The organism is Gulosibacter chungangensis (assembly GCF_008831155.1).
Taxonomy (GTDB): domain Bacteria; phylum Actinomycetota; class Actinomycetes; order Actinomycetales; family Microbacteriaceae; genus Gulosibacter; species Gulosibacter chungangensis.
Window position 1 is genome coordinate 27,227 of the sequence record NZ_WBKB01000009.1, and the last position, 21,575, is coordinate 48,801.

Annotated in this window: 22 protein-coding genes and 1 pseudogene; 4 read left to right on the plus strand and 19 right to left on the minus strand. The window is 66.0% G+C overall.

Annotation, left to right across the window (positions count from 1 at the left end):
* Nucleotides 1-247: 247 nt before the first annotated feature.
* The 4 genes from F8O05_RS12370 to F8O05_RS12385 all read right to left on the minus strand — a co-directional run bounded on the left by F8O05_RS12370 (nt 248) and on the right by F8O05_RS12385 (nt 4,635).
* A complete protein-coding gene (locus tag F8O05_RS12370) occupies nt 248-772 on the minus strand; it encodes a single-stranded DNA-binding protein (protein WP_158053065.1) in 525 nt (174 codons plus the stop codon).
* A 94-nt stretch (nt 773-866) separates the two neighbouring features.
* Complete coding sequence (locus tag F8O05_RS12375; protein WP_158053066.1) at nt 867-2,624, minus strand: type IV secretory system conjugative DNA transfer family protein; 1,758 nt, start codon at nt 2,622-2,624, stop codon at nt 867-869.
* Entirely contained in the window at nt 2,621-3,103 is a 483-nt protein-coding gene (locus F8O05_RS12380) for a hypothetical protein (protein WP_225735903.1), read from the minus strand. The genes F8O05_RS12375 and F8O05_RS12380 overlap by 4 nt, the downstream gene beginning before the upstream one ends.
* A 56-nt stretch (nt 3,104-3,159) precedes the next feature.
* On the minus strand, nt 3,160-4,635 hold the full coding sequence (locus F8O05_RS12385) for an ATP-binding protein (protein WP_158053068.1): 1,476 nt from the start codon (nt 4,633-4,635) through the stop codon (nt 3,160-3,162).
* A gap of 187 nt (nt 4,636-4,822) precedes the next feature.
* Here F8O05_RS12385 and F8O05_RS12390 point away from each other — a divergent pair, with 187 nt between their 5' ends.
* Genes F8O05_RS12390 through F8O05_RS12400 form a run of 3 tightly spaced genes read left to right on the plus strand, consistent with a single transcriptional unit; the run spans nt 4,823 to nt 7,261 of the window.
* The gene (locus F8O05_RS12390; protein WP_225735904.1) at nt 4,823-5,413 is read left to right on the plus strand and encodes a TIR domain-containing protein; all 591 of its coding nucleotides are present in this window, start codon (nt 4,823-4,825) and stop codon (nt 5,411-5,413) included.
* A 20-nt stretch (nt 5,414-5,433) separates the two neighbouring features.
* On the plus strand, nt 5,434-6,597 hold the full coding sequence (locus F8O05_RS12395; RefSeq protein WP_158053069.1) for a toll/interleukin-1 receptor domain-containing protein: 1,164 nt from the start codon (nt 5,434-5,436) through the stop codon (nt 6,595-6,597).
* Nucleotides 6,587-7,261, plus strand: coding sequence for an SLOG domain-containing protein (locus tag F8O05_RS12400; protein WP_158053070.1), 675 nt, complete (start codon nt 6,587-6,589; stop codon nt 7,259-7,261). The genes F8O05_RS12395 and F8O05_RS12400 overlap by 11 nt, the downstream gene beginning before the upstream one ends.
* A gap of 54 nt (nt 7,262-7,315) precedes the next feature.
* Here the strand turns inward: F8O05_RS12400 and F8O05_RS14850 are convergent.
* From F8O05_RS14850 to F8O05_RS12425, 6 genes and pseudogenes are all read right to left on the minus strand, one after another.
* A pseudogene (locus tag F8O05_RS14850) lies at nt 7,316-7,500 on the minus strand (IS5/IS1182 family transposase); the annotation flags it as partial.
* Between the two features lie 61 nt (nt 7,501-7,561).
* The gene (locus F8O05_RS12410) at nt 7,562-8,977 is read right to left on the minus strand and encodes an MFS transporter (protein WP_158053072.1); all 1,416 of its coding nucleotides are present in this window, start codon (nt 8,975-8,977) and stop codon (nt 7,562-7,564) included.
* Between the two features lie 65 nt (nt 8,978-9,042).
* A complete protein-coding gene (locus F8O05_RS14855; RefSeq protein WP_192497179.1) occupies nt 9,043-9,192 on the minus strand; it encodes a hypothetical protein in 150 nt (49 codons plus the stop codon).
* A 15-nt stretch (nt 9,193-9,207) separates the two neighbouring features.
* A complete protein-coding gene (locus F8O05_RS12415; protein ID WP_158053073.1) occupies nt 9,208-10,656 on the minus strand; it encodes an SCO6880 family protein in 1,449 nt (482 codons plus the stop codon).
* A gap of 13 nt (nt 10,657-10,669) precedes the next feature.
* Nucleotides 10,670-12,103 (minus strand): type IV secretion system protein, encoded by a 1,434-nt coding sequence (locus F8O05_RS12420; protein WP_158053074.1) that lies wholly within the window; start codon nt 12,101-12,103, stop codon nt 10,670-10,672.
* A gap of 43 nt (nt 12,104-12,146) precedes the next feature.
* Entirely contained in the window at nt 12,147-12,440 is a 294-nt protein-coding gene (locus F8O05_RS12425; RefSeq protein WP_158053075.1) for a DUF6112 family protein, read from the minus strand.
* Between the two features lie 85 nt (nt 12,441-12,525).
* Between F8O05_RS12425 and F8O05_RS12430 the strand changes: the two genes are divergently transcribed.
* Nucleotides 12,526-13,575: an IS30 family transposase gene (locus F8O05_RS12430; RefSeq protein ID WP_192497180.1), complete on the plus strand. Its 1,050-nt coding sequence runs from the start codon at nt 12,526-12,528 to the stop codon at nt 13,573-13,575.
* A 185-nt stretch (nt 13,576-13,760) separates the two neighbouring features.
* Here the strand turns inward: F8O05_RS12430 and F8O05_RS12435 are convergent, their stop codons facing one another.
* The 9 genes from F8O05_RS12435 to F8O05_RS12475 all read right to left on the minus strand — a co-directional run bounded on the left by F8O05_RS12435 (nt 13,761) and on the right by F8O05_RS12475 (nt 21,250).
* Nucleotides 13,761-14,024: a DUF6112 family protein gene (locus tag F8O05_RS12435; RefSeq protein ID WP_158053077.1), complete on the minus strand. Its 264-nt coding sequence runs from the start codon at nt 14,022-14,024 to the stop codon at nt 13,761-13,763.
* A gap of 28 nt (nt 14,025-14,052) precedes the next feature.
* Nucleotides 14,053-15,225: a M23 family metallopeptidase gene (locus tag F8O05_RS12440; RefSeq protein ID WP_158053078.1), complete on the minus strand. Its 1,173-nt coding sequence runs from the start codon at nt 15,223-15,225 to the stop codon at nt 14,053-14,055.
* A 4-nt stretch (nt 15,226-15,229) separates the two neighbouring features.
* On the minus strand, nt 15,230-15,892 hold the full coding sequence (locus F8O05_RS12445) for a hypothetical protein (RefSeq protein ID WP_158053079.1): 663 nt from the start codon (nt 15,890-15,892) through the stop codon (nt 15,230-15,232).
* A gap of 45 nt (nt 15,893-15,937) precedes the next feature.
* On the minus strand, nt 15,938-16,981 hold the full coding sequence (locus F8O05_RS12450) for a ParB N-terminal domain-containing protein (RefSeq protein WP_192497181.1): 1,044 nt from the start codon (nt 16,979-16,981) through the stop codon (nt 15,938-15,940).
* Complete coding sequence (locus F8O05_RS12455; RefSeq protein WP_158053081.1) at nt 16,974-17,807, minus strand: hypothetical protein; 834 nt, start codon at nt 17,805-17,807, stop codon at nt 16,974-16,976. The genes F8O05_RS12450 and F8O05_RS12455 overlap by 8 nt, the downstream gene beginning before the upstream one ends.
* A gap of 94 nt (nt 17,808-17,901) precedes the next feature.
* Nucleotides 17,902-18,324: a hypothetical protein gene (locus F8O05_RS12460; RefSeq protein WP_158053082.1), complete on the minus strand. Its 423-nt coding sequence runs from the start codon at nt 18,322-18,324 to the stop codon at nt 17,902-17,904.
* Nucleotides 18,321-19,244 (minus strand): DUF2637 domain-containing protein, encoded by a 924-nt coding sequence (locus tag F8O05_RS12465; protein ID WP_158053083.1) that lies wholly within the window; start codon nt 19,242-19,244, stop codon nt 18,321-18,323. The genes F8O05_RS12460 and F8O05_RS12465 overlap by 4 nt, the downstream gene beginning before the upstream one ends.
* Complete coding sequence (locus tag F8O05_RS12470) at nt 19,241-20,119, minus strand: bifunctional DNA primase/polymerase (RefSeq protein WP_192497182.1); 879 nt, start codon at nt 20,117-20,119, stop codon at nt 19,241-19,243. Before F8O05_RS12470 ends, F8O05_RS12465 begins: the two co-directional genes overlap by 4 nt.
* 258 nt (nt 20,120-20,377) lie before the next feature.
* Nucleotides 20,378-21,250 (minus strand): helix-turn-helix transcriptional regulator, encoded by an 873-nt coding sequence (locus F8O05_RS12475; protein WP_192497183.1) that lies wholly within the window; start codon nt 21,248-21,250, stop codon nt 20,378-20,380.
* Nucleotides 21,251-21,575: the final 325 nt, after the last annotated feature.

Sequence of the window (21,575 nt, forward strand, 5' to 3'; positions counted from 1 at the left end):
TCGAGACGCTTGCGACGCGCCATCAGCAGCTGCTCCCGGTATGCGGGAGCGGACTAGACACTTCCAGTGTACGCGGACACCCCGACACGCAGAAAGGGGCACCCGTCAGGGGAAAAGCAGTAAGAGCGCGCATGATCACCTCGCGGATCACAGAACCGGCAGGAAAGCAGCTGGTGACGGTGCGGCCCGGGGTGCGGGGAGGAGCAGCACCGCCACCAGCAGTCGAAGAGGCTGTGGCCGCGGGCGGTCAGAGGCCGACCGCGGACACAGAGGCAGGCTCCCGTGGCCCCGTCATGGTCGCCGGCGTCGCCGTGGGCGCTACCGCCGGCCCGGAGTCGGTGTGGCCGACAACCTCGTCCGTGGATTCCTGCGCGGCCTGCAACGCGGCGGCGATCGTGGTCGCCTTCTCCGCGCTGGTGGGCTCCTTGCGGACGACCTCGTACTCGGTGCGGGCGGTGTCGTGGCCGAGCTTCTTCGCCACGAACTCCTCCCGCTGCTCACCCATCTTGTCCGGGTAGGTCTTCACATAGCCCTCGGCGATGAACCAGTCGCGCTTACGGAACCGGGCGAACGCCTCCTCAGCGGCCTTGCGGTACTGAACCATGTCGTGGAACGTGGTCTCCAGCTTTGTGAACGACCCGTCCGCCTCAGGACGGAAGTGCTCCTGCCCGATCTTCGCGTAGAAACGGGCATCTCCCTTGCTGGTGTAGCTCAGCTTCGGGTCGGACGCGATGAACCCGGACAAGGACTGCTGGGTATGAAGATCAGACATCAGGGGGACTCCTCACAAGATCAAACGGCACCACCTGCCGTCACCCATAGGTGCCCCGCCCCTCCCACCCCGAACAGCGGAGGCAGGAGACAGCTCAGGCACCCTGCTGCAGTTGCTCTTCGAGGCGCGCGCGATCCGCCTTCAGCTCTCCCGCATCCGGTCGTGATGTCCAGGGGCGGAGGTCTGCGACGATGGGGCGGGTCGCGCGCAGCAGGATCACCCCGGTCCCGAACGGGAGGGTACGCAGCACGTCCGGGGGCAGAATCGGTACCCGCCGGATCGACCGCTGCGAGGAATGCCCGCCATAGGCATCCTGCGTGACCGAGTCGGTCTCCTCGTCACGTTCCCCGACCAGCTGTGACAAGTCGTGCAGGTCGCGGCTGTTCGACGCGCCCCCGAGGACGATCTTCACGATCGACGCATCCCAGATCGCGTTCGCCGCGTTCTCCGACCACTTCTCCCGCGCCTGCGCGAGCGACTGCAGCACCGGCATCGGCGTGATCCCCGTACCACCACCCTCCGCCATCAGTGTGGGGAGCGACGGCAAAGGGGAGAGGTTCCCGATCTCGTCCAGCGCCATCAGCATCGGCGGATCTAGGCGCGCACCGGGGGAGCGGGCGGCGATACGCCGCGCCGTCTCCACCAAGTCCTCGATGAACGCGGCGACCAATGCGGCCGACGCGCCTGCTCCGGCGCCGGTGGCGAGGAGGTAGAGGGTGCCTTTGGCGAGGAGGAACTTCTCCGGATCGAATTGCTCGTCCTCTCCCGGGGTGACTGCTTCGAGCACGCGCGGGTCGGCGAGGGCACCGAACGCGAGGGAGACGCCCTGCCAGATCGAGTCTCGGGTGCGCGGGTCGGACTGGATCATTGAATCCAGTGAGTCCGCCCACCCATCCGCCGCCTCCGAATGAGATTGCAGGATCCGCACCGCATCCCCGGCCGTGGTCGGAGATTGCGCCCACTGGGCGACCGTGCGCGCGTCCCGTCCGTCGAGGGCGGCGGCGTGCAGGAGCGCCTGGATCGCCATGCGCGCCTTCCCTTCCCAGAACCCGCCGTTGTCGACCCCGCCGAACCCGATCGCTGATGCCAGTCCGGTCGCCCGGATCATCGCCGTCAACGGGTCTTGGCAGCCTCGCACGGGCGACCACCGCAGCCCCGAGGGGATGCCGGGCGCGAGCCGCTGCGGGTCGAACACCGCCACTGGGCCCTTCTCTTTCCGGGCTGTGAGCGTCGCGGTGAGGTTGTCTGGGCGGGTGCTCGTCGTGATCACTGCGCCGGGCGCATCGAGGATGGCATTCAGGACCAGATGCATGCCTTTCCCGGATCTCGGAGGCCCGATCACGAGCATCGAGTCCTCCACCGTCGCCCACACCTGCCGCCCCCGCGACGTGCCCAGCAGATAGCCGACATCCGCCGCGGTCGCCTCTTTCAGCGACGGCCGGAATGTGGATGCCCGCTTCACTAGCGACTTCGCCGACGCCGCCTGCGCGACCTCGGCCCCGGTCGCGGTTCCCTTGAGGCGTCGCGGGTCGGTGTGCTCAGCTCTCGCCCGCCACCGTAGCCACCCCCATACTGCCGGCCAGATCACCGCGGTCAGCATGACCGCAGCGACCAGCCAGAACACCACCGGATGCAGCTCATCCACCCCGAACACCAGCCCCGGATGCAGGGGGTCGGTGAAGACGCCCATGCCCGAAGCCAAACCCACCTCGGGGAGTGGCAGGCCCGAAAGCCAAGCCGCGACGGTGCCCGCTGCGCGGAGGATCAGCGCGAACACGAACCCGGCCACCATCAGTCCGATCCCGATGTTCAGGAGATGATCGTTGGCCGGTCTCGCCTGAGCCCGGTTCATGGCCGCACTCCCTGCCGGACGATCGTTCCCGACACCTCCCCGAACAGCAGCACATCCCGCACGTCGTCTGGGAGTCGCTCCTGTTCCAGGATCGCCCGTGCGAGCCCGTTGCCGGCGGCAGAGGTATGCGCGACGATCACCAGCACCGCAACATCCTCACCAGGCACGAACCCCTGCCCGGACACCTCCACCAGCGGCGGGTACTGCACAGCAGGCACCGGCGGCGGAACCGCAGACGTGGCGGGCGGTGGCGCGAACCGAGACCTGAGCGGCAGCGGTGTGATGATGTCCGCGAACACGCGACCGTCTGCCTCGTGCACCTCCGCGCGGATCGGAGACCGTTTGTCTTCCGCGATCGCCGACAGCACCCGCCCGAGCGCATCCCGCGCGATCGGGCCCTGCATGAGCATCACCCCATCGACAGTTACCGTGATGCTCCCGTCTTCCTGGACAGCAGCGACCACGAGGGGTAGAGTCACAGGTACTGGCAGAGGCCCGGATTTCTGCGGATTTTTCCGCTTCCTCGGCATCGCGGTCAGCCCATCCTGGCGCGGGTATCGAACATCTCAAGTTCCGCTGGATGCAGTTGATGCTGGACGACGAAAGATCGCTCCTTGATCTTCCAAAGGCCCTGCCCGGTGCCGAGCCCGGGCAGCAGTGAACGCTCGGTTCCGGTCATCCCGAGCAGCCGCCCGGTCGCCTCGATCTGGTCCGACTCCTGCCGGTACACGATCCTGGTCTCGGAATTCGCCAGCAGGCTCGACGCGAGCGCCCGTAGCATCGACCCCTGATCCCCGCCGGTCTCTAGATCGGTGACCTTGTGCACGATCAGCAGGTTCGCGATCCCGAAATGCCGTGCCAGCCGCCACTGCGCATCCATCCGCCGCAGCAGCGCGGCGTGCCCGATCAGTCGCCACGCCTCGTCGTACACCACCCACCGCTGCCCGCCCGCGGGATCCTGCAACGCGGACTCCATCCACGCCGAGCAGCACGTCATCAGCACCGACATCAACGTGTTCGACTCCGACACCCGTGACAGATCCAACGACAGCATCGGCAGAGACGGATCGAACACCACCGTCGACGGCGCATCGAACATGCCCTTCAGATCCCCGTACACGAGACGCCGGAGCGCGTGGGCGACCATCCGCCCGTCCTCCTCAAGACGCGCGTCCTCTCTTGTGTCGGGGGCGAGCATCCGCTCGACGACCATCGGCAGGATCGGCACCTCCGACGACGCCACCGCCGCACGCAGCGCGACGTCGATCGCCGTATGCTCCACCGGCGACAACGGACGATCCAGCACTGTCTCCGCGAGTGCGCCGACGAGATCCCGACGGCGCGCCGAAACCTGGGTCGCCCACTCGGCATCCGAGAGGCCTGCCGCCCGGTACCCCGCATCCAGCGGGTTCAACCGTGCCGGGAGTCCATGCCCGAGTCGGATCGCCCGGCCCCCGACCGCCTCCGCGACGCTCGTGTGCTCACCTTTCGGATCCGCAACCACATACACGCGCCGCCCGAACGCGATCGACCGCGTGTAGAGACTCTTCGCCAGCGCCGACTTCCCCGACCCGACGATCCCCGCCAGTACCGCGTTCGGGGCGGTGATCAGACCCTGCTGGTACAGCCGCCATGGATCGAACACGAACGACGCCGCCGAGTACAAATCCTGACCAACGAACACCCCCTCACTGCCCAGGCCACCCTCCGCGAGGAACGGGTACGCGCCCGCGAGCGCCGCGGACGTGTCTTGATGCGTTGGCACACGGAAACGGCTCCATGATCGTAAGGCCGCCGGGCCTGGCTCCCCGGCACGTGGAAGATAATGAGTGGAGCGAGCTTCCTTGCGTTCGGCTTCGACCTGCGCGCGCGCCGCGACTCGACGCGAAGCGTCAGCCTGCAGACTTAGTTGAGCTGCAGCTCGTCGACGAGCTGCACGGGCACGGCGCCGCTCCTTTGGGGGAGAGATCAAGGGTGCCGCGTGCAGCGAACCGGAATCGGGGAGTGGCATACAAGGGCCTTCCGTGAGAACAACAAGTGCTCACACGAGGTGTACTCCGTCTCCCACTCGAAAACTCCACCGCGTTACCCGGGGTGTCCCCCTGAAAATCGGTGGCCCACACTAAGGTGGTGAACACAACGTCTTCACAGGTTCGGACAAGGCCGCTCGAACCGTGACTTCCATGAATCGAGGCGCGATGACGAGCAATTTTCAATCCCTCATGCTGCAGCTCAGCGCAGAACGCGCGTCCGCGAAGAGCTCCGATAGCACCCGGCATAAGTGCTTCATCTCGTATCACGTTGCCGATCTGGAAGAAGTGCAAACCTTTGTGACCGATTTCGGATCCGAGTTCATTCCCCGTTCCGTTGGAGTCACCGAAGAAGATGATTTTGTGGACAGTACCAATACTGAATACATCAAGCGACGTATCCGCGAAAAGTACCTCTCGGACTCCACGGTAACGATCCTCCTCTTGGGGGAAGGAACGTGGGGTCGCAAGTTCGTCGATTGGGAAATCTCCTCCTCGCTCCGCAACGACCCGGTGAACGGACGCAACGGACTGCTGGTAATCCCCCTGCCCTCCATGAATAACTCCGCGACGCTACCAGCTCGCGTTAAGGACAATTTCGTCTCCGGGGATCCGGAGAGCTCCTACGCAAGCTACGTGTCCTACCCCCATTCCAAGACCAGGCTCCGCAGCAACATTGAGACCGCGTTCCAGGCGCGTAGCTCCAAGGGCGCGCTCGTGGACAACTCGCGAGCCCTTCGTCAGCGAAACGCTAGCTGAGAAGGACCGGAGAAGTTTGGATGACGACCACTTACGGTATCCGTGTCGTACATGACGGGCGGGAAGCGGAGGTCAGGGTGCTGAGCCAGGCTGTTGCTCGCCAACTGGAATTGATCGGCCTGCACCGATCCGTCGCTATCACGGTCACGGCCAGCGAGATATCCCCCGGAACGCCACGTATCTGCGTCTGCCTCTGTGACGAGCGCTCCAAGAAGAGCGATGTTATCCAAGCTGCGCTCAATGAAGAGCTGGCAAGCGGCACCACGATATTTCCCGTTCTCGAAGACTTAGGTCGCTTCAGCGAGTTCGCACCGCAGGAGCTCACTCACGCAAATGGGACCGTCTGGAGTGATGAGGTGACTCTGCAGCATTTGGTTCACACGCTGCTCGAGGAACTCGGTATCGAAGAGAAGCATCGGCGAGTCTTTATTAGCCATCGCCGTACCGACGGACTCGGCGCCGCTGAGCAACTGCACGACAAGCTAAGTCATTTCAAGTTCCGCCCTTTCATCGACCGCTTCGCTATTAGAGAGGGGACGAACTTTCAACAAGAAATCGGGCATGCGCTCGAGGATCACGCATTCCTCTTACTGTTGGAGACCCCCGAGGCACACAGCTCTGAATGGGTGTTCGATGAGGTCGACTACGCCCTAAGCCACACAATGGGAATCCTCATCCTGCGCTGGCCCGGCGAAGTGCAAGAAGTCCCGGGGAGTTCCGGCCTCCCCAGGCTTTTCCTCAGCGAAGAAGATCTCGTCGAAGACGATCACGGCTACTCAGTCCTTACCGAAGCTGCGCTTGAGAGAGTCATCGAAGGAGTGGAACGAGCGCATGCTCACGGCATTGTGAGACGGCGTAGCATCTTGGTCAAGAGCATTAGCGAGGCCGCAGCGGCTGCCGGCGTCGCAGACTGTACCTCGCTTCGCGGCTGGCAACTTCTCGTAAGAACTCACGAGGGGACGGGCATCGTGGGCACCACACCTCGTCTCCCCACAGCAGTCGATCTCCAGACCCTCGATCAGACTTCCGCACGAACGGGCGCAAACTTGCCCGGCGTTCTCGTACACAGTGCCCGCACCCTCCCGTCTGGCCTTCAAGAGCATCTAGAGTGGGTTTCCGACGGTCGACAGATGACAGTTATCCCTGAGAATGCAATAGGAGGTTGGTGGAGTCATGGCAATTGACTTGCCTCCGATGCGAACCGATACTGGCCCCATCGGGACGATCTTCCTGTCCGGCAGTATCCCCGACCCTACCCGGTGGGAGGGAGAATTCGATCCGCTCGAGATCACAGACGCGGTCGTGACCTTTGCGCGGGCGTGTCTCACTGAGAACTTCAGAATCGTGACCGCGGCTCACCCGACACTTGCACCACTATTGCTCTATGTTGCTGCTGAGTTCCCTCCCTCTGCAGAACCGCTGGTCCAGATCTACCAGTCGCTTCTGTTCGATAACGTGCTTCCTACCGCGACAAGACGGTTCGAGGCCGCAGGCGTCGGTACTTTAGTGTGGACGGAAGCTCACGAGGGAGACCATCCCGAACCGGGCAAATGGGAATCCAGTCTGGAGATCATGCGTGCTCAGATGCTGGAGGAAGCAGACCCAGACGGTGCAGTCTTCATCGGAGGCATGGAGGGAATCCGGACGGAGTATGCGCTGTTCGGGGACAGATTCCCCGGCCGCCCTATGTGCGCGATCAAACGGCCTGGCGGCGAAGCCGCCAGGCTCAGCGACCTAGAAATGAGATCAGGATTAGTTGGCCTGAAGCAGGACGCCACCTACCCCACCCTGTGGCGTGACTTCATCCGATCCGTCCGCGATATCGACCTCGAGTCTGGGAGGTCTTAGACTGCACCGCGGCGGCAGCAGCAGGTGATCGCATAGCATGGCTGGTGGAAGCCACTAGGGTGCGTCTCGTAATAGGTCGAGCCACGCGATCACGCCATTCATAACAACCGCGGCCCGGTACACGAGCGCGAGTCTGTCATACCGGGTCGCGAGCCCGCGCCATTGCTTCACCGGCGATACCCATGCTTGACAACGTTCCGGTCCCGATACTTCACCGCGTCGAACTTCTGCGGTCTCCCACATGGCTCCCGTCTTCAAGGCCGTGAGCGTGGTGTGCCTCAACCTGACGGGAAAGTGCAGTTAGTGTGCCGAGCGGGGCGCCTGCACCGGGAGTAGGAGCAGGAAACCGATGACCAGCACGATCACGATGCCGAGGATGCCGAAGACGGTCTGGTTCGTCACGGCGATGAGGACGGTCCATGCGGCGGACGCCATCCAGCTCGCCGCCCGCCCGGTCGTCGCGTAGAGGCCGAAGATCTCGCCCTCGCGGCCCGCCGGGGTGAGCCGTGCGAGGAAGGAGCGGCCCGCCGCTTGCGCGGGGCCGACGAAGGCACAGAAGATCAGGCCGCCGATCCAGAACACGATCGTCCCGGCGTCCACGAGGAAGAACACCGCAAGGCCGGCGAGTGACATCGATCCGATAGCGGTGAGGATGATCCTCTTGGGACCGAACCGGTCATCGAATCGTCCAGCGATGATCGTCGATACGCCCGCGATGAGGTTGGCCGCGATGCCGAAGATCACCAGGTCCAGGAACCCGAAGTGGAACACCTGGCCGGCGATCACGGCGCCGAACGCGAAGACGGCGGCGAGGCCGTCGCGGAAGACCGCGCTGGAGAGCAGGAACCAGAAGGTCGTCCGGGTCTCGGGGTTCCGGTAGAGACCGATGACGTCCTTCACGAGCAGGGCATAGGAGGCGAAGAATCCCACCTTGCGCTCGGCCCGGCCGGCGGAGGGCTCGGGAACGTTGAGGAAGATCGGGATGCTGAAGACGATGGCCCATAGGGCGCAGCCGACGGCGATGATCCGGAACGGGAGGCCGTTGTCGGCGGAGAGACCGAACCAGTCCATGGAGTAGAAGACGACGACGATGACCAGGGCGACGATGCCGCCGATGTAGCCGAAGCCCCAGCCGAGGCCCGAGATCCGTCCCACCGTCTTGGGGTTCGCGATGCCGATGAGCATGGCGTTGGAGTTCACGGCGGCGATCTCGCCGAACACCGTGCCGGCAGAGATTAGAGCGACGCCCAGCCAGAACAGGTTCGGTGTCGGCTCGACGAACCACAGGCCGAGCATGCAGAGGATGAGCGCACCGGTGCCGATGCCGAGCCACAGCTTATGCCGTCCCGCCGCGTCGGCGCGTTGGCCGAGCACCGGGGCGATCAGCAGGATCGCGAGCGCGGCGATCGTCGAGCCGAGGCCCAGACCGGTGGCGAGATCCGCCTCCGCCATTTTCAGCACTTTGTCGTCGGCATCGAGCGCGGCGATGTCGGCGGGCAGGAACGCGTCGGTCGTCAGGTACAGCGCGGTGAAGATGAAGGTGAGGATGACAGTGTTGAAGGGCTGCGTCGCCCAGTCCCAGAGAGCCCAGGAGTAGACCTGCTTCTTCGATGCCGGGGTCTCGCCGCGCAGATCCAATCCGATGACGCCGATCGCGCTGGCGTATGCAGTGGCAGTGGGGCGCCGATACGTCTTCGTCCGATCGGGTTCGTTCATGCTCGCAGTCTGACGGCACGTGGCGAACGGACGGTGACGGCACGCCGACCGCTCACGGGGTACTCCTATGACGGGTCTGACAATCCTTGGGTCCAGACAATTGTGGTGCGGGTGGGGACGGTGGTGCGGTAGGCGACCGCGTGCTTGTTGTAGCGGGTGGTGAGGCCTCGCCATTGCTTGGGGGTCTGCTGAACGGATAGGAGGCCCTGAGACACTGAACTGTTCAAAGGCTAGATTCCGCGGCAGAGCGGTAGGGCCGCGGCAGTAAAGGCCCCGGCCTGCTGACCCACGAGGAGGCGGGTCTCGAGGGAAGCCTGAATTGCAGACTGCTGGATCGCGGCGGTCGCGCGTTCGAGTTCCGCTTCAGAGTCAGCGGAGACGGTGAGGAGACCGGTGTACCTCAGCACGCCGTGACCGGCGATCATGTCTGACTCCTGTCGCAGCACATCTTGGTACTCGGCGGTCTGCTGCGCGTCTTCGATCTGCCCGACCTTCGCGCGCTGCGCAGCATCGGAAACATACTCAGTGCGGAGCTTGCGAATGCTCCGCGCGGCTTGGTCTGAGCGGATCGGGTCGCAGATCAAGGAGAAGCTGCGGCGGATACCGCTCGAGAGCATCAACGGAGCGAGAAACCCTGGGTAGACCTGGGACCTGGGCCAATCTGACACCCAGAGCACGGCGTGGTACGCGCTGTCGGTGCGGAGCCTGCTCCAGCGCTCATCGACGGCGACCGGACCTGCGGTGGCGAGGTCTTGGCCGAGATCGCCGGAACGATCGAGTGCGGCAGCGACTTGCGGATCGTAGGCCGTGCGGAGCATCACTGCGAGTTGCCCGGGTCCGTACCAGGGGGAGGGGCGTAGGTCCGCAGTGCGCAGGGCGCTGGTGAGGGTCGTCATCTCCTGCCGGAGGACAGCAGCGGCGCCCTTCATTCCGCGCCCGGCGGAGCGGATTGCGCGCGTGGCAGCCTTCATATCGAGCGCGAGGGAGATCGTGGTGACGTGACGCTCCCCAGCTGGGCCTGCACGGTCGATGAGGTCTTGGTAGACGCCCGCGACCCAGGAGCCGTCATTATGACCGTGACTGCTCCACCACTGCGCGAGCCCGGTACCGGAGTCGGGAAGCGTCCGCTCGAGAACCTGCAGTCGCGCGACGTGGTTTGACCGGCATGCCGTAGCGAGCACACGACCCCAGGCGTGCACACGGCGCTCCTGCTCGCCGGGGTCGAGAAGCACGAACGCGGGGTGGCTGACCTCGAGCACTGCGGTGAGGGTCGCCCGGTGCGGATCGTGCACCATGACGGCTCCGCTGTCAGGGTCAAGGTGCATGCGCAGGCTCGCTGCGTCACCAGGGAGAGCCAGCGTTCCGGCGGGCCGGGGTTTGGCGACGCGTTTGCGGTAGACCGTCTGCTTTGCGGCGACGCGTGCCGCCCAGTGCCCGGTGACAGGGAGCCACTCGATCGCGGGCCTGCCCGCGACAGGTACCCAAGTGAGTGCCACAACTGAAGCCCAAGCGGGGCTTGCCCAGGTGACTGCTTCGCCGCCGCCGAAGTAGAGGGCTGACACGAGTATCGTCACCGCGATGCTCGCGGTCACCAGCTGCGGCCCGGTCAGCCCCAGAAGCATGCCCCGCCTGGAGACGCGGGAGAACTTGACGGGGTGGAGCTCGAACTCGTCACTCATCACGATTCCTCTCTCACGGCTTCACGGACGGTGCTGGCGGCGGAGTCTCCGGCGGCGGAGACGTTTTCGGTGGTGGCGGGGGCTTCTGCCCGCCCGGGTCACTGCCGTGTCGTGCCGGTGGAGCGGCCGGCACCGTGGGTGTTGACGGCGGTGGAGGGGCCGAGGATTCTTGTGCGGCCCCGGCATGGTTGGTGGCGGCTCCGCCGATCGCGTTGCCCAACTTGGGGCCGGCCTCGGCTGTGGCCTTGACGACCTGAGCTCCCACGATCACCGCGGCAGCAGGTCCGGCTGCTGCCGCACCGCCCGCCGCAGCACCTCCACCAGCTGCGGCACTTCCGCCTGCAGCCCCGCTACCGCCTGCTGCCGTACCCGATGCCGCCTGACCGCTCGCCGCCCCTGTCCCGGAACCTGCGGCGCTGCCCTGCGCCGTCCCGCTTGGCGGCGGGCTTCCACCTGGTGGGTTCGTACCGCCGGCGCTGTCTTTCAGGACAGAGTCGGGCGAAGCGTTCTTCGGAGTGGTGGGAAGGGGCACCGGGCGGTTGAGAGCCTGTTTCGCTTCCTGCTCGGCGCTCATCGACTGGTACAGGTCGAAGCCGAGGAACGACACGAACTTGTACGTCATGTACGGCGCGAATCCGGCGATCGCCATGAGCACGATCCCCGTGATCGGGTCCGATAGAGCGGCCAGGTCGAAGTCGATGGGGGCGTTGACCTGGGTGATCGCGACGAGGAACACGACGGTGATGACGAGCTTGGAAGCGATCAGAGCAATCACGAACCCGATCCATTTCCCGAACCAGCCGCGCGTCACATCCCATGCCGCACCGGATAGAGCGATGGGGGCGAGGACGATTGCGACCAGCAGAAGGGCTTTGCGAATCAGGAGGGAAAACCACACAATCGCTGCAGCAACGATCGCGAGCGCCCCAAAGAAGATCATCACGATCGCGCCCACCCCGGGGGAGGCGATGGTGAGGCCGGTGAGCCCGGCGACGAGAACCCCGATCTTGAGGCCCATGTCCTCGAGGGTGTTGCCCGTGGCGTGGATGATGCCGATGCACAACTGATCCACGATCTCCAGCAGTAGCCCGGTGAGGCCGATCACGAGGAAACTGCCGAGCACAGATTTCGCGAGTCCGAGCGCTGCGCGGCTGAGCGCGCCGGGGTCACGCCGGACGAGTCCGGTGACGAGCTGGATGAGGAAGAAGCCGAGCATGAAGAACACCGCGACTCCGAAAAGGATGTTGTACACGCCGACATACCCAGGTGAGCTGACGTCGACGAGGGTGGTCTGGTCGAACACCGCCCACACGCCCTCGAACATGAGAGCCGCGGTGGAGCCGATGGCCTGCGCCAGCCACTCGAACGGTGCGGTCACCAGCGAACTCGCCGTGTCGCCGACGACGTCGCACACCGTCGACAGCACCGGCACATCACACAGGCTCATATCTCTTCCTCCTTCCTATCCGGGCTGATTGATTCGGCGACTTCTATACGGACTGCCCCACACCCCAGAAGAAGTTCACGAAGGTGACTGCGCCGCCGCAGATCACCGCGGCCGCGCAGGCGATAAGCACACCGGTCTTGCCACGGCCGGCCAGATGGGGGTTGGAAGAGTTCGCGCCGACGGCCCACACGATCGCGGAGATGATGAGGGCGAGCACGGCCAGCACGAGGCCGATGGTCATCACCGCGCCGACAATGGTGCGCAGCTGCGCGATCCCCGGCAGGCCCGAGTCGTTCGGGGTGATGTCGACCTGCGCGGGCAGAGAAGCGAGGAACAGAGCGGATTCGGTGCCCGGGTTCTAGACGGAAGCGCAACACCTAAAGTGTGAGTTGTCTAGACCACCACCGAAGGGCTGCGCTTCCTTGTCCACACTTTACCGCCACCTCACCCTGAACGACCGGATCGAGATCGAGAAACTCCACGACCACGGCCACACCCACGCCGAGATCGCTCGAAGAATCGGCGTGCACCGTTCAACCATCGGCCGCGAGATCAAGAAGCGTTCCTGGCAACCTGAACACGACCACGCGAATCTTCGCCCCTACCTACGGAACAAACTCGACACCCGTCACCGGCGAGACCGGGTGTATCTCGCTGGTCAAGCACAACTCCACGCCAACACACGCCGAGCACGCTCGCACCAGCCCTACCGAATGACGCATGACCCGCTCGTTGATTGGGTGATCACACATTTGGGGCGGGGGTGGACCCCGGAAGAGATCAGCGGACGCCTCCCTATCGAGCACCCCACCGATCACCGTATGCGGGTCAGCCCAGAAACGTTGTATGCCTGGATTTACTCACCCGGCCAACAGCATCGGCAGCTGCACCAATACCTTGCTCGGGGGCAGAAGAAACGACGCCGCATCAAGGGCCGAAAGGTACACACGGAACGCATCAAATATCGGGTCTCGATACATGAACGACCCGCCGAGGTATTGACGCGGGAAGAGTTTGGGCATTGGGAATCAGACAGTGTGCTGGGCGCACACGGCACCGGCGGTATTCACACCATGGTCGAACGCACAAGCCGTTACTACCTGGGAGTGAAGCTCTCCCGAGTCGCTGCTGCCCCGACTCTGGAGGCGCAGCTTGGCGTGTATCGGGTGCTGCCTGCACACGCCGTCAAATCTGTCACAGCCGACAATGGAAGCGAGTTCGCACACCATTACATGCTTGCCGACACGATCGGGGTGCCCACCTATTTCTGTGACCCGTACAGCGCATATCAGCGGGGCAGTAACGAGCACTTCAATGGTCGGCTACGGAAGTATCTCCCCAAGGGCACAACCTTCGAGGACCTCACCCAGGAAGAACTCGACGAGTACATCGGTGAGATCAATGACCGGCCCAGGAAAGTGCTGGGTTGGGCGACCCCGGCAGAGGTATTCCAGGAGTTATGCTCGGGGTAACTCACTGGGTGTTGCACTCCGAACTAAAATCCGGGGGTGAGAGTCATGGGTGCCTCCGGGCAGTAGGATCGAGCGGGAGCGCCCCTGGCCGGGGCCGCATGCCAAGAGGTGCCCTCCCTTTTCCACCCGGCCGAGTGCTCGGGCTGGGCGTCGCTGCCCGCAGAAGGGAACCTGGAGGGTGCGGGCTAAAAGTTGCTGCCGACGCGGATGAGGAAGTTCAGCCAGGCGACACCCGCCCCTGCGAGGGCGGCTGCGGCGATCCCCACGAACAGGCCGGCTTTCGCTTTCGCGACGCCGGTGTGGCTGCCGTGTGAGGAAGCGACGGCCCAGGCGATCGCACTGACGAGGATCATCAGCACCGCCACAACTAGCACGATCGTCAGTAGGGCTCCGAGCACGGTCTGGAGACCGGCACCGCTGGCCGCACCGAAGTCCGGGTACACGTCCATCAGCGTCCTCCGTCTCTGTGGTCGGGGTTCATCGGGTGCAGCTCCGCACACTCGTTGACGGGTCGGTGACGCCCTCGGCCCCGTGCTCGGAAAGCCACACGTCGGGGTCGACTGCGGGGGACTCCCACCCGCCCGGATGCACTTCGAAGTGCAGGTGCGGGCCGGTCGAGTAGCCTTCGGTGCCGACGTCGGCGACGTGCTGTCCTGCGCTGACTCGGTCTCCGGTGCGGACGTGGTAGCCGTGATCCCACATGTGCGCGTACAGGGTGACGACCTTTGCGCCTGAGATGTTGTGCTCGATGACGAGGATGTTGTTCCACCCGGGCCGGTTCCCAGCCCACAGCACCACACCGTCGGCCATCGACAAGATCGGCGTGCCGTCGGGGGCCGCGAAGTCGGTGCCGTAATGCATACGGAACAGGCCCGGCTGCAGCGGATCCTCGCGCATCCCGAACGGGCTGGTCTTGACGTAGCTGCCCTCGGGCATCGGCACCACGATCCGTGTCGTGGGTGCGATATCCCCGGACGCTGGAGCATCCCCGCCACCGCCGGAAGAGGGAACCGTGAGGGCTGTGAGGATCGCTTCGGCGACCGGCTCCCAGTTCGCGTACCGATCCGGGAACGCACTCACCTCCACCGCTTGCGCGACCTCGCCCCGGGTGAGCTGCTGCCAGTTCGGGATGTCGAGCAGCCCCCGCGGTGAGGGATAGTTCGGGCCGTTCGGTCCGCCGTAGAACGCCTGCGCCTGATAGGTGACACTCATCAGCTCCGCGACAGTGCCCCACCCGGCCTGCGGACGCATCTGGAAGATCCCAAGGCTGTCATGATCCGCCCCCACCCCGTCGTTCGGGTAGTCGGCCGATTCCGGGTAGACGGTATTGGCGAGCATCCGCATCCGCGACTCCGTCAGCCCCGCCATCAGCGCGATGATCACGCCCTCTCGTCCCACCTCGTCGATGCTCGCGCCGATCTGGATCACGGTACGCGCGTGGGTGAGCTGCGTCTTGTTCAGCACGACCTGGACACCGTCACGGGTCGTCGCCACCAGCTCGTCGGGCACCTCCGCCACCACGGTCAGCGACGACACGCTGCAGGCCGCGGCCTGCAGCACGGCAGGGTTCGCGATCAGCGCGGGAGCGACCAGCACCGTCACCGGGCCCGCGAACAGGACACCAGCGAGCAGGAGCGCGAGCTTCTTCATCGCCTCACTCCAACGGTGTGCCCAGGCCGGACAGGCGCAGCAGGTGGCAGCGGTCGGCATCGGGCGGGCAGAGCAGGAACACGGTGAACGCCACCTCGTGACTCGTGGAAGCGTCTTCCCCGTTCCACAGCCCGAAGCGGTGCCGTTCGCCACGGATGGTCACCGCGACCGTCCCCTCGGCCAGCTGGCCGGAGGCGTCCTCGAGGATCTGCGCCCACGATCCCGGTACTTCGGCGCTGTCGATGGTGAGCTGCTGCCGGGTCTCGTAGCCGAGCAGCTGCCGCCACTGCTCCTGGGTGGGGTAGTAGTTGCCCAGGTCAGCGACCAGCCCATTGCCCTCTTCTCCGGCTGGTGCGGCTTCGTCGGCGAGCACTTGGAGGTAGTCGGAGCGGTCGAGGCCGGAGGTGGTATCCCAGGTGAACAAGGCCTGAGCGATCTCCCGTGCGTAGTCGACCGGATCCGCAGACCCTCTCACCGTGGGGAGCGCATCTGAGCCCCTGGTCGGGTCGGTGCTTCCATGTGCGGACGTCGCGGAAGGGTCGGCAGGGTCAGCGGAGGTGCTGGGGCCGCGGATGAGCCCGTAGATGCCGACGCCGATCAGCAGGACGCCGATCGTGGCTGCGGCGATGACGACGATCATGAAGCGGCGTCGAGCTGAGGGTTCCATACCCGCAGGTGCCCGGCCACTCCCACCCGGCGAGCGGCGGACGCGTCAGGCGGCGGCGCTGCGCAGCCGTGTGGCTTCCTCGAGGAAGCGGACGGTGTGCTGCACCCAGTCGGTGAACTGCTCCCATTGCTCGTCAGTGAGGGTCTGCGCCACCTCGGACGGGTCGTAGTGCAGCCACCAAGAGTCCAGCTCGGCGACCATCCCCGTCAGCGCGCGAGGCGAGTAGATACGGATCGTCGCCTGGCGGCGCCCATCGATTACCTTCGTTGATCCGCTAGGTGGCGACTGCTCAGTGGCGGTGACCCGGCGGAGGGCTTGTCGGGCTGCTTCTCGCACTTGTGACGGCTTCCCGGTGATGGGCAGAGCTTGCAGCTCTCGATGCGCGAGATCCCGTGTCGCTGCGGGGAGCGAGTCGTCACCCGCGATGAGCTGCAGCTGCTCGGTGTCCTGCACGGTCTTCACCCGCAGATAGTTCGGTTCCACCGGTCCCTGCGGGTCGATGCGGGAGATCGCCTCCTCGACGGCTCGCCGCACGCGCTCCGACTGGTGCGGGTCGGCCTGCAGCTGCAGCAGCTCCACGATATGCCCGAGGGTGTAGTCGGAGCGGCGGCCCGTGACCACCATCGCCGCCCGCTCGGACGCGTGCGTGCGTCGCCCGGAAGCGGATGGTGCTGGTGCACCAGATTCTGGTGCACCAGGTGGTGCGCCGAAGCGGGTCGCCCGCTGCCGTAGTGCCGCGTCCTCGGCGAAGATCCGCCGTAACTGGTCGAAGAACCGGGCCTGCTCGATGCGGGTGTAGGGCTTGCGGTTCTCGTTCTCCTGCTGTTCGGCCAGCAGCAGCTCGAGCTCGCTGGTGATGTCGGTGCGCACCCACACATCCACGGTGCGGAGACCCAGGGCGCGAGCGGCTTGCAGGCGGCGACCTCCGGAGACGACCGCGCCGGTGGGGGTGATCGTGATGGGCTGCACGAACCCGATCAGCCGGATCGACTCGGTCAGCGCATGCAGGTCGCCGTAGTCACTGCGGATACGGTGCCCCAGCACGAGATCATTGATGTCGCGGGCGGTCTGGAAGTAGTTCTCACCCATCTCGGCCCTCTGCTCCGGGGGCGGCGAGGGCGATCTCGACGATGAGGTCATCGTCTTCGAGGAGGGTGTCGATGGTGTCGTAGTTGAGGAGCCGGATGAGGACTCCTTTGCGGGTGGGTCGTCCGGGCTGCGTCTTTCCTCCTAGGAGGACGCGGAGGAGTCCTGGCCAGCATGTAGCGGGGAGCCCGAATCGGGCGGGCATGTCGGTTTCTTTGCGGAGGATCTCGCGGGCGTTTTTGAGGCTGCCTGCGTCTCCGGTGCGGGACAGGATGTAGTCGACGGCGATGTCGGTTGCTTCGCCCGGCCAGCCCAGACCGATCAGGAGGTCGACGATGTCGGCGATCACCTCCCGGAGCCGCAGCACCTCCTCGTCGCAGGACTTCTCGAGGTCTTCCTCGTCAAGGATCGGGGTGCGGTCGTAGAGCCAGTCGCGGTCACCGGCACGGGTGGGCGCGTCGACGAAGGTGCCGCCCTTGCGGGCGCGTGCGGCCGAGATCAGCAGCCGGTCGCCCATAGTCTCGGACACGATGCTGCGCTGCACCGCCCGGGTGATGACACCCCACGGGTCGGTCGCGGTGGTCACGCCGCGAGAGCGCATCGCCACGAATGCCGCGTACCCGGCATCGGCGGGGTCACGGTGCCATTTGCGTGCCAGCCGCCCGTACTTCTCGATCACATACTCCAGCAGTGCCGCCGCCTCACGATCCTGCTGCCACGCGTGGGGGCCGGCCTCGTGGAGCCGCAGCAGCAGGCGTCGGAGCCCCTCCGAGGTGGTGAACTCCGGCGGGTGCGGCTCCAGGTGCAGTGGGTGCTGTGTCGTGGTCATCGTTTCGCTCCTCCCTTGCGGGGAGGTGCCCCGGTGCTCCCTGACCCGGCCCGGCGGCAGTGCCGGGTCAGGGAGGGGCGGGGTCAGGTGCCGTTCACAGGCGAACCGTTTCCGGTGCTGCAGGTTCTGCCCCGGTGCGGGTCAGACGCGCGGTGATCGAATGGCCAAGCCGCGCACCGGCTGCGCGAGAGTCGGCGATGGCGGCGCGGGCGTTCTCCCGCGCCCACTCGTGCGCGCGCTTGTTCCACTCCACCCCGCGCTCGCTCGCCCTGGCGGAGACTCGTGCGCACAGGTCGGTGGGGCGCACCCACTCGATGCGGGCGCGCGGATCCTCTCCCGCATGCGCGGAGACCGTCTCGTCGAGCGGATCGTCCGGGTTCAGCGATGGATCGAGGTGGCGTCGCAGCAGCCACGAGCTCTCCGCATCCTGCTCCGGCTTCTCGCCTGCGGCAGGGGGAGCGGTTGCTGTCTCCGCGGGCGGGGTCGCGTGGGGGTCGGTGATGTCGGGGTCGGTCATGGTTCCTCCTGGGTCGGGTCGGGCGGATCGGGGTCGGGGTGTTGTTCCTCGGCCGGATCGGGGGCGGTGGCGAACCATCGGCCGACGGTGGAGGGATGCACACCGAGCCGGGAGGCGATCGTCCGGTTGGAGATCCCCTCCCGAGACCATCGGATCGCCTGTTCCACCGCCTGGTCTCTTGCATCCGAGCCCGACCCGCCGCCGGGGCGCGTCGCGTCGGCAGGCGCTACCCGCGCCGATGTTGTCGTCTCGGGGCTCTCGTGGTCGGTAGCAGGCGCGGTCGCCACGGGCGGGTCAGCGCCTGGGTCGGATGCGGACGGAGTCATTGCTGCAGCCGCAGACACCGGGTGATCGGTCCTCGCTCCGCGGGCGTCAGCGCTCACTGCTACCGAGGCGTTCACGGGAGGTTCCACCTTGCTCGTGCTCTCGATAGACAGGGCACCCGCACCTGTCGGCGGTACCGGGTGGTCGTGTGTGATGGGAGACGGTGCGGTTGTGAGGCGGCGGCCGAGCTGCACCGTGAGGTGCGTGGCCGCCAGCAGTACCAGCGGTGGCACCGCGGCGACCGATGCGGCCAGTATCGGCGGAAGATCGGAATCGGTGGCGACCAGTGCGTGCATGCAGTTCGCGGTCACCGACACCGCAGCTCCGGAGATCAACAGCGCCCACGGGTACACGGTCGCGCGGGGGCCGTGCCGTGCCAGGGCGACGATTGCGACCGTGGCGACGACGATCATGCCGTCGACGATCACCGGCCACATCCATGCCTGCACCGGGTCGATGCCCGCGCGCCGGGCGAGATCGGTGAGCGTGGTCGCCGACAGCCAGAACGCACACACGTCGATCAGCGCGGTGCCAGCCCGGGCGACACCGACCGCCCACCTCCCAGATGGTTGCTGCCGCTGCACCACCGCGGTCATAACGCGATCCGTTGCTCTCCGGCACCCACCCCGCCACCGGCGGCGGGGGCTACGAGTCGGGCGGAGCGCTGCGCAGACTGGATCGTGCGCACCGCCTCAAGCTCCTGCAGCCCCGCCCGCACGGCACCCTGAGCGAGGGTCTCCCACTGCTGTGTCGACACCGTCCCCGTCTCTGCGAGGCGGCACGCGGCCCAGAACAGCGAGCGGTTCCGATTCCCTTCCGGCCGCCCTGCCATCCAGTCTGCCAGCCGTTCCGCATCCCAGCGCGGGCCCGGACCTGAGCGTTGCGGCCCAGCTGTCGCCTCGAGCTGCACCGTGCGGGCGGGCCGGAGCACCGATTCCAGCCGCCACCCCTCCACCGGGGCCGGACGCGCTCCGGTGGCGACCACCTCATAGGAGCGCACCGACCCGTCGCGGGTGCGCACCCGGGACGGCGGAGCGAGGACGTAGCTGCCGTTGGCGAGGAAATCGACGTGCGCGGTCGGCACCGCCCAACTGCGCTGCTCAGGCGACGGGTTCGAGGGGAAAACGACGTGCAGGCCGCCAGACGGGGAGCGCACGATCCGCTGCCACGAGTCGATCAGCCCCGCCTGCTCCACCTGCTCGAGCGCCGCGAAGCCGTCACCGCCGGGATGCACGTCGATGTCGAGGATGTCGATACGGGAGCGTGCCGCCCCGGTGACCAGGGCGATGTTCGCCTCAGGCTGCCACTGCCACCAACGGTGGATCTGCGCCGGATTCGTGCTGGCATCCTTGAACCCTTGATGGGTCAACGGCGCTTTCCCCAACGGCACGCACGGGAACACGGGAACCCCGGCACGCGCGTAGTCGAGAGCCGCGCCCAAGAGATCCGGTCCCCGCGCCTGCTCACTCACGGCTGCTCCGAACAGTGGGGCCCGTGCCAGGATGAAGGCGATGCTCGACCCGCTCCTTGCCCTCTCCACACACGACAGTGGACCGTGCGATCGGCGGCGGTTCCAGTGTGAGGTTCATAGCATCGTCCTTCCGGTAGGCCGGAGCACGATCTTCCGTGTCCTCCCTGTCTCGTCAGGTGCGCCGGCGCCTCCACCCGCTACGGAACAGCGGCGAACGCTTGCAACGCCCCAGAGGGTAGAGAATCCCAGCCCTACCAGTCAGCGCTGAATCAACTCAATGCTGGGCGGTGGAATCATCCGCTCACCGGGCACAATCACCGCATCAGCGATACTCGCAGCCTGTCCGACGCGAGCCTTCGCCGGGGTCGTTCCGGTGTGCTTCCGGTACGCGTTGATCGCGTGACTCACCGACGCCCACCCCACCCTCCGCGCGGCCTGACTCACGGTGAGAGTCGAGGTATGGATGAGGACGATGAACTCGGTCAGGCGACGCTCCGATAGGAACTGTCTGGGAGACGAACCGACCTCCGCTGCGAAGACGCGGGCGAAGTGACCCGGCGACAGCAGCGCCGCCTCCGCGAGACTCTGCAGCGTCCATGCCCCCGGTGGCCTCGCCGCAACGAACTCCAACGCGCGCCGCACCCCGGGATGCTGCACCACCGGCAGCTCCAGGGTCGCTGCCGCCCGCAGCTGCTCCGCGAAAAGACGGTGCGGATGATCCCGCACCACCAGCGGATCCAAGACCTCCATCAGCTGCGACGCGAGCGTCATCATGCGCGGGAACGGATTGCGATCCAGGCTCCGTCCGTCCTCGCCTTGCAGCCGCATCGCTGCATGCAGAATTCGCCGTATCCGCGCCGCCTCACCAGGCGCGGGATGTAGCACCATTACCGGGCGGCTCAGCGCTACCGCGATTGCCCGCACCCGGGCGCGGCCCGCGAGTGAGCTGCGGGCGTGTAGCCAGCCGATCGCGTCTAGCAGCAGTTCCGGGTCGATCGTCATCATGCTGATCCGTAGCGGGCGGGCCGGGGTGTAGTGGAACTCCGCCTCGGGCTCGAACACCACCATGTCTCCACTGCGCACCTGGTGCCGTCCGTGCTGGTTCGTCAACACTCCGGCGCCGCGTTCCACCAGAACCACAGTGACGACCCGACCCAGTCTGCGGCTATGCGCTGAGACATGCTGCTCCGTCAGGAAGCGGAGGGGCACCGTGACCGAGGACGTTGACCAGACAGCCGTAGGTGGCCGCGGGCGGCGTCGGAGGCGCGACGCGGCAGCGGCCCAGTCGGCCCGTCATAGAGGAACGGCAGCGTCATCCGCCCATCTTATCGAGTGCCGTAGGGGCGGGACGGGATGATTCGCGGCCGTGGGCACCGTGTCAAGGCACACGAAAACTCCTCCCCGAGTCTCACCACACAGGCGTGGCCGTTGAACGAGGACTTTTCGTTCTTCGGCC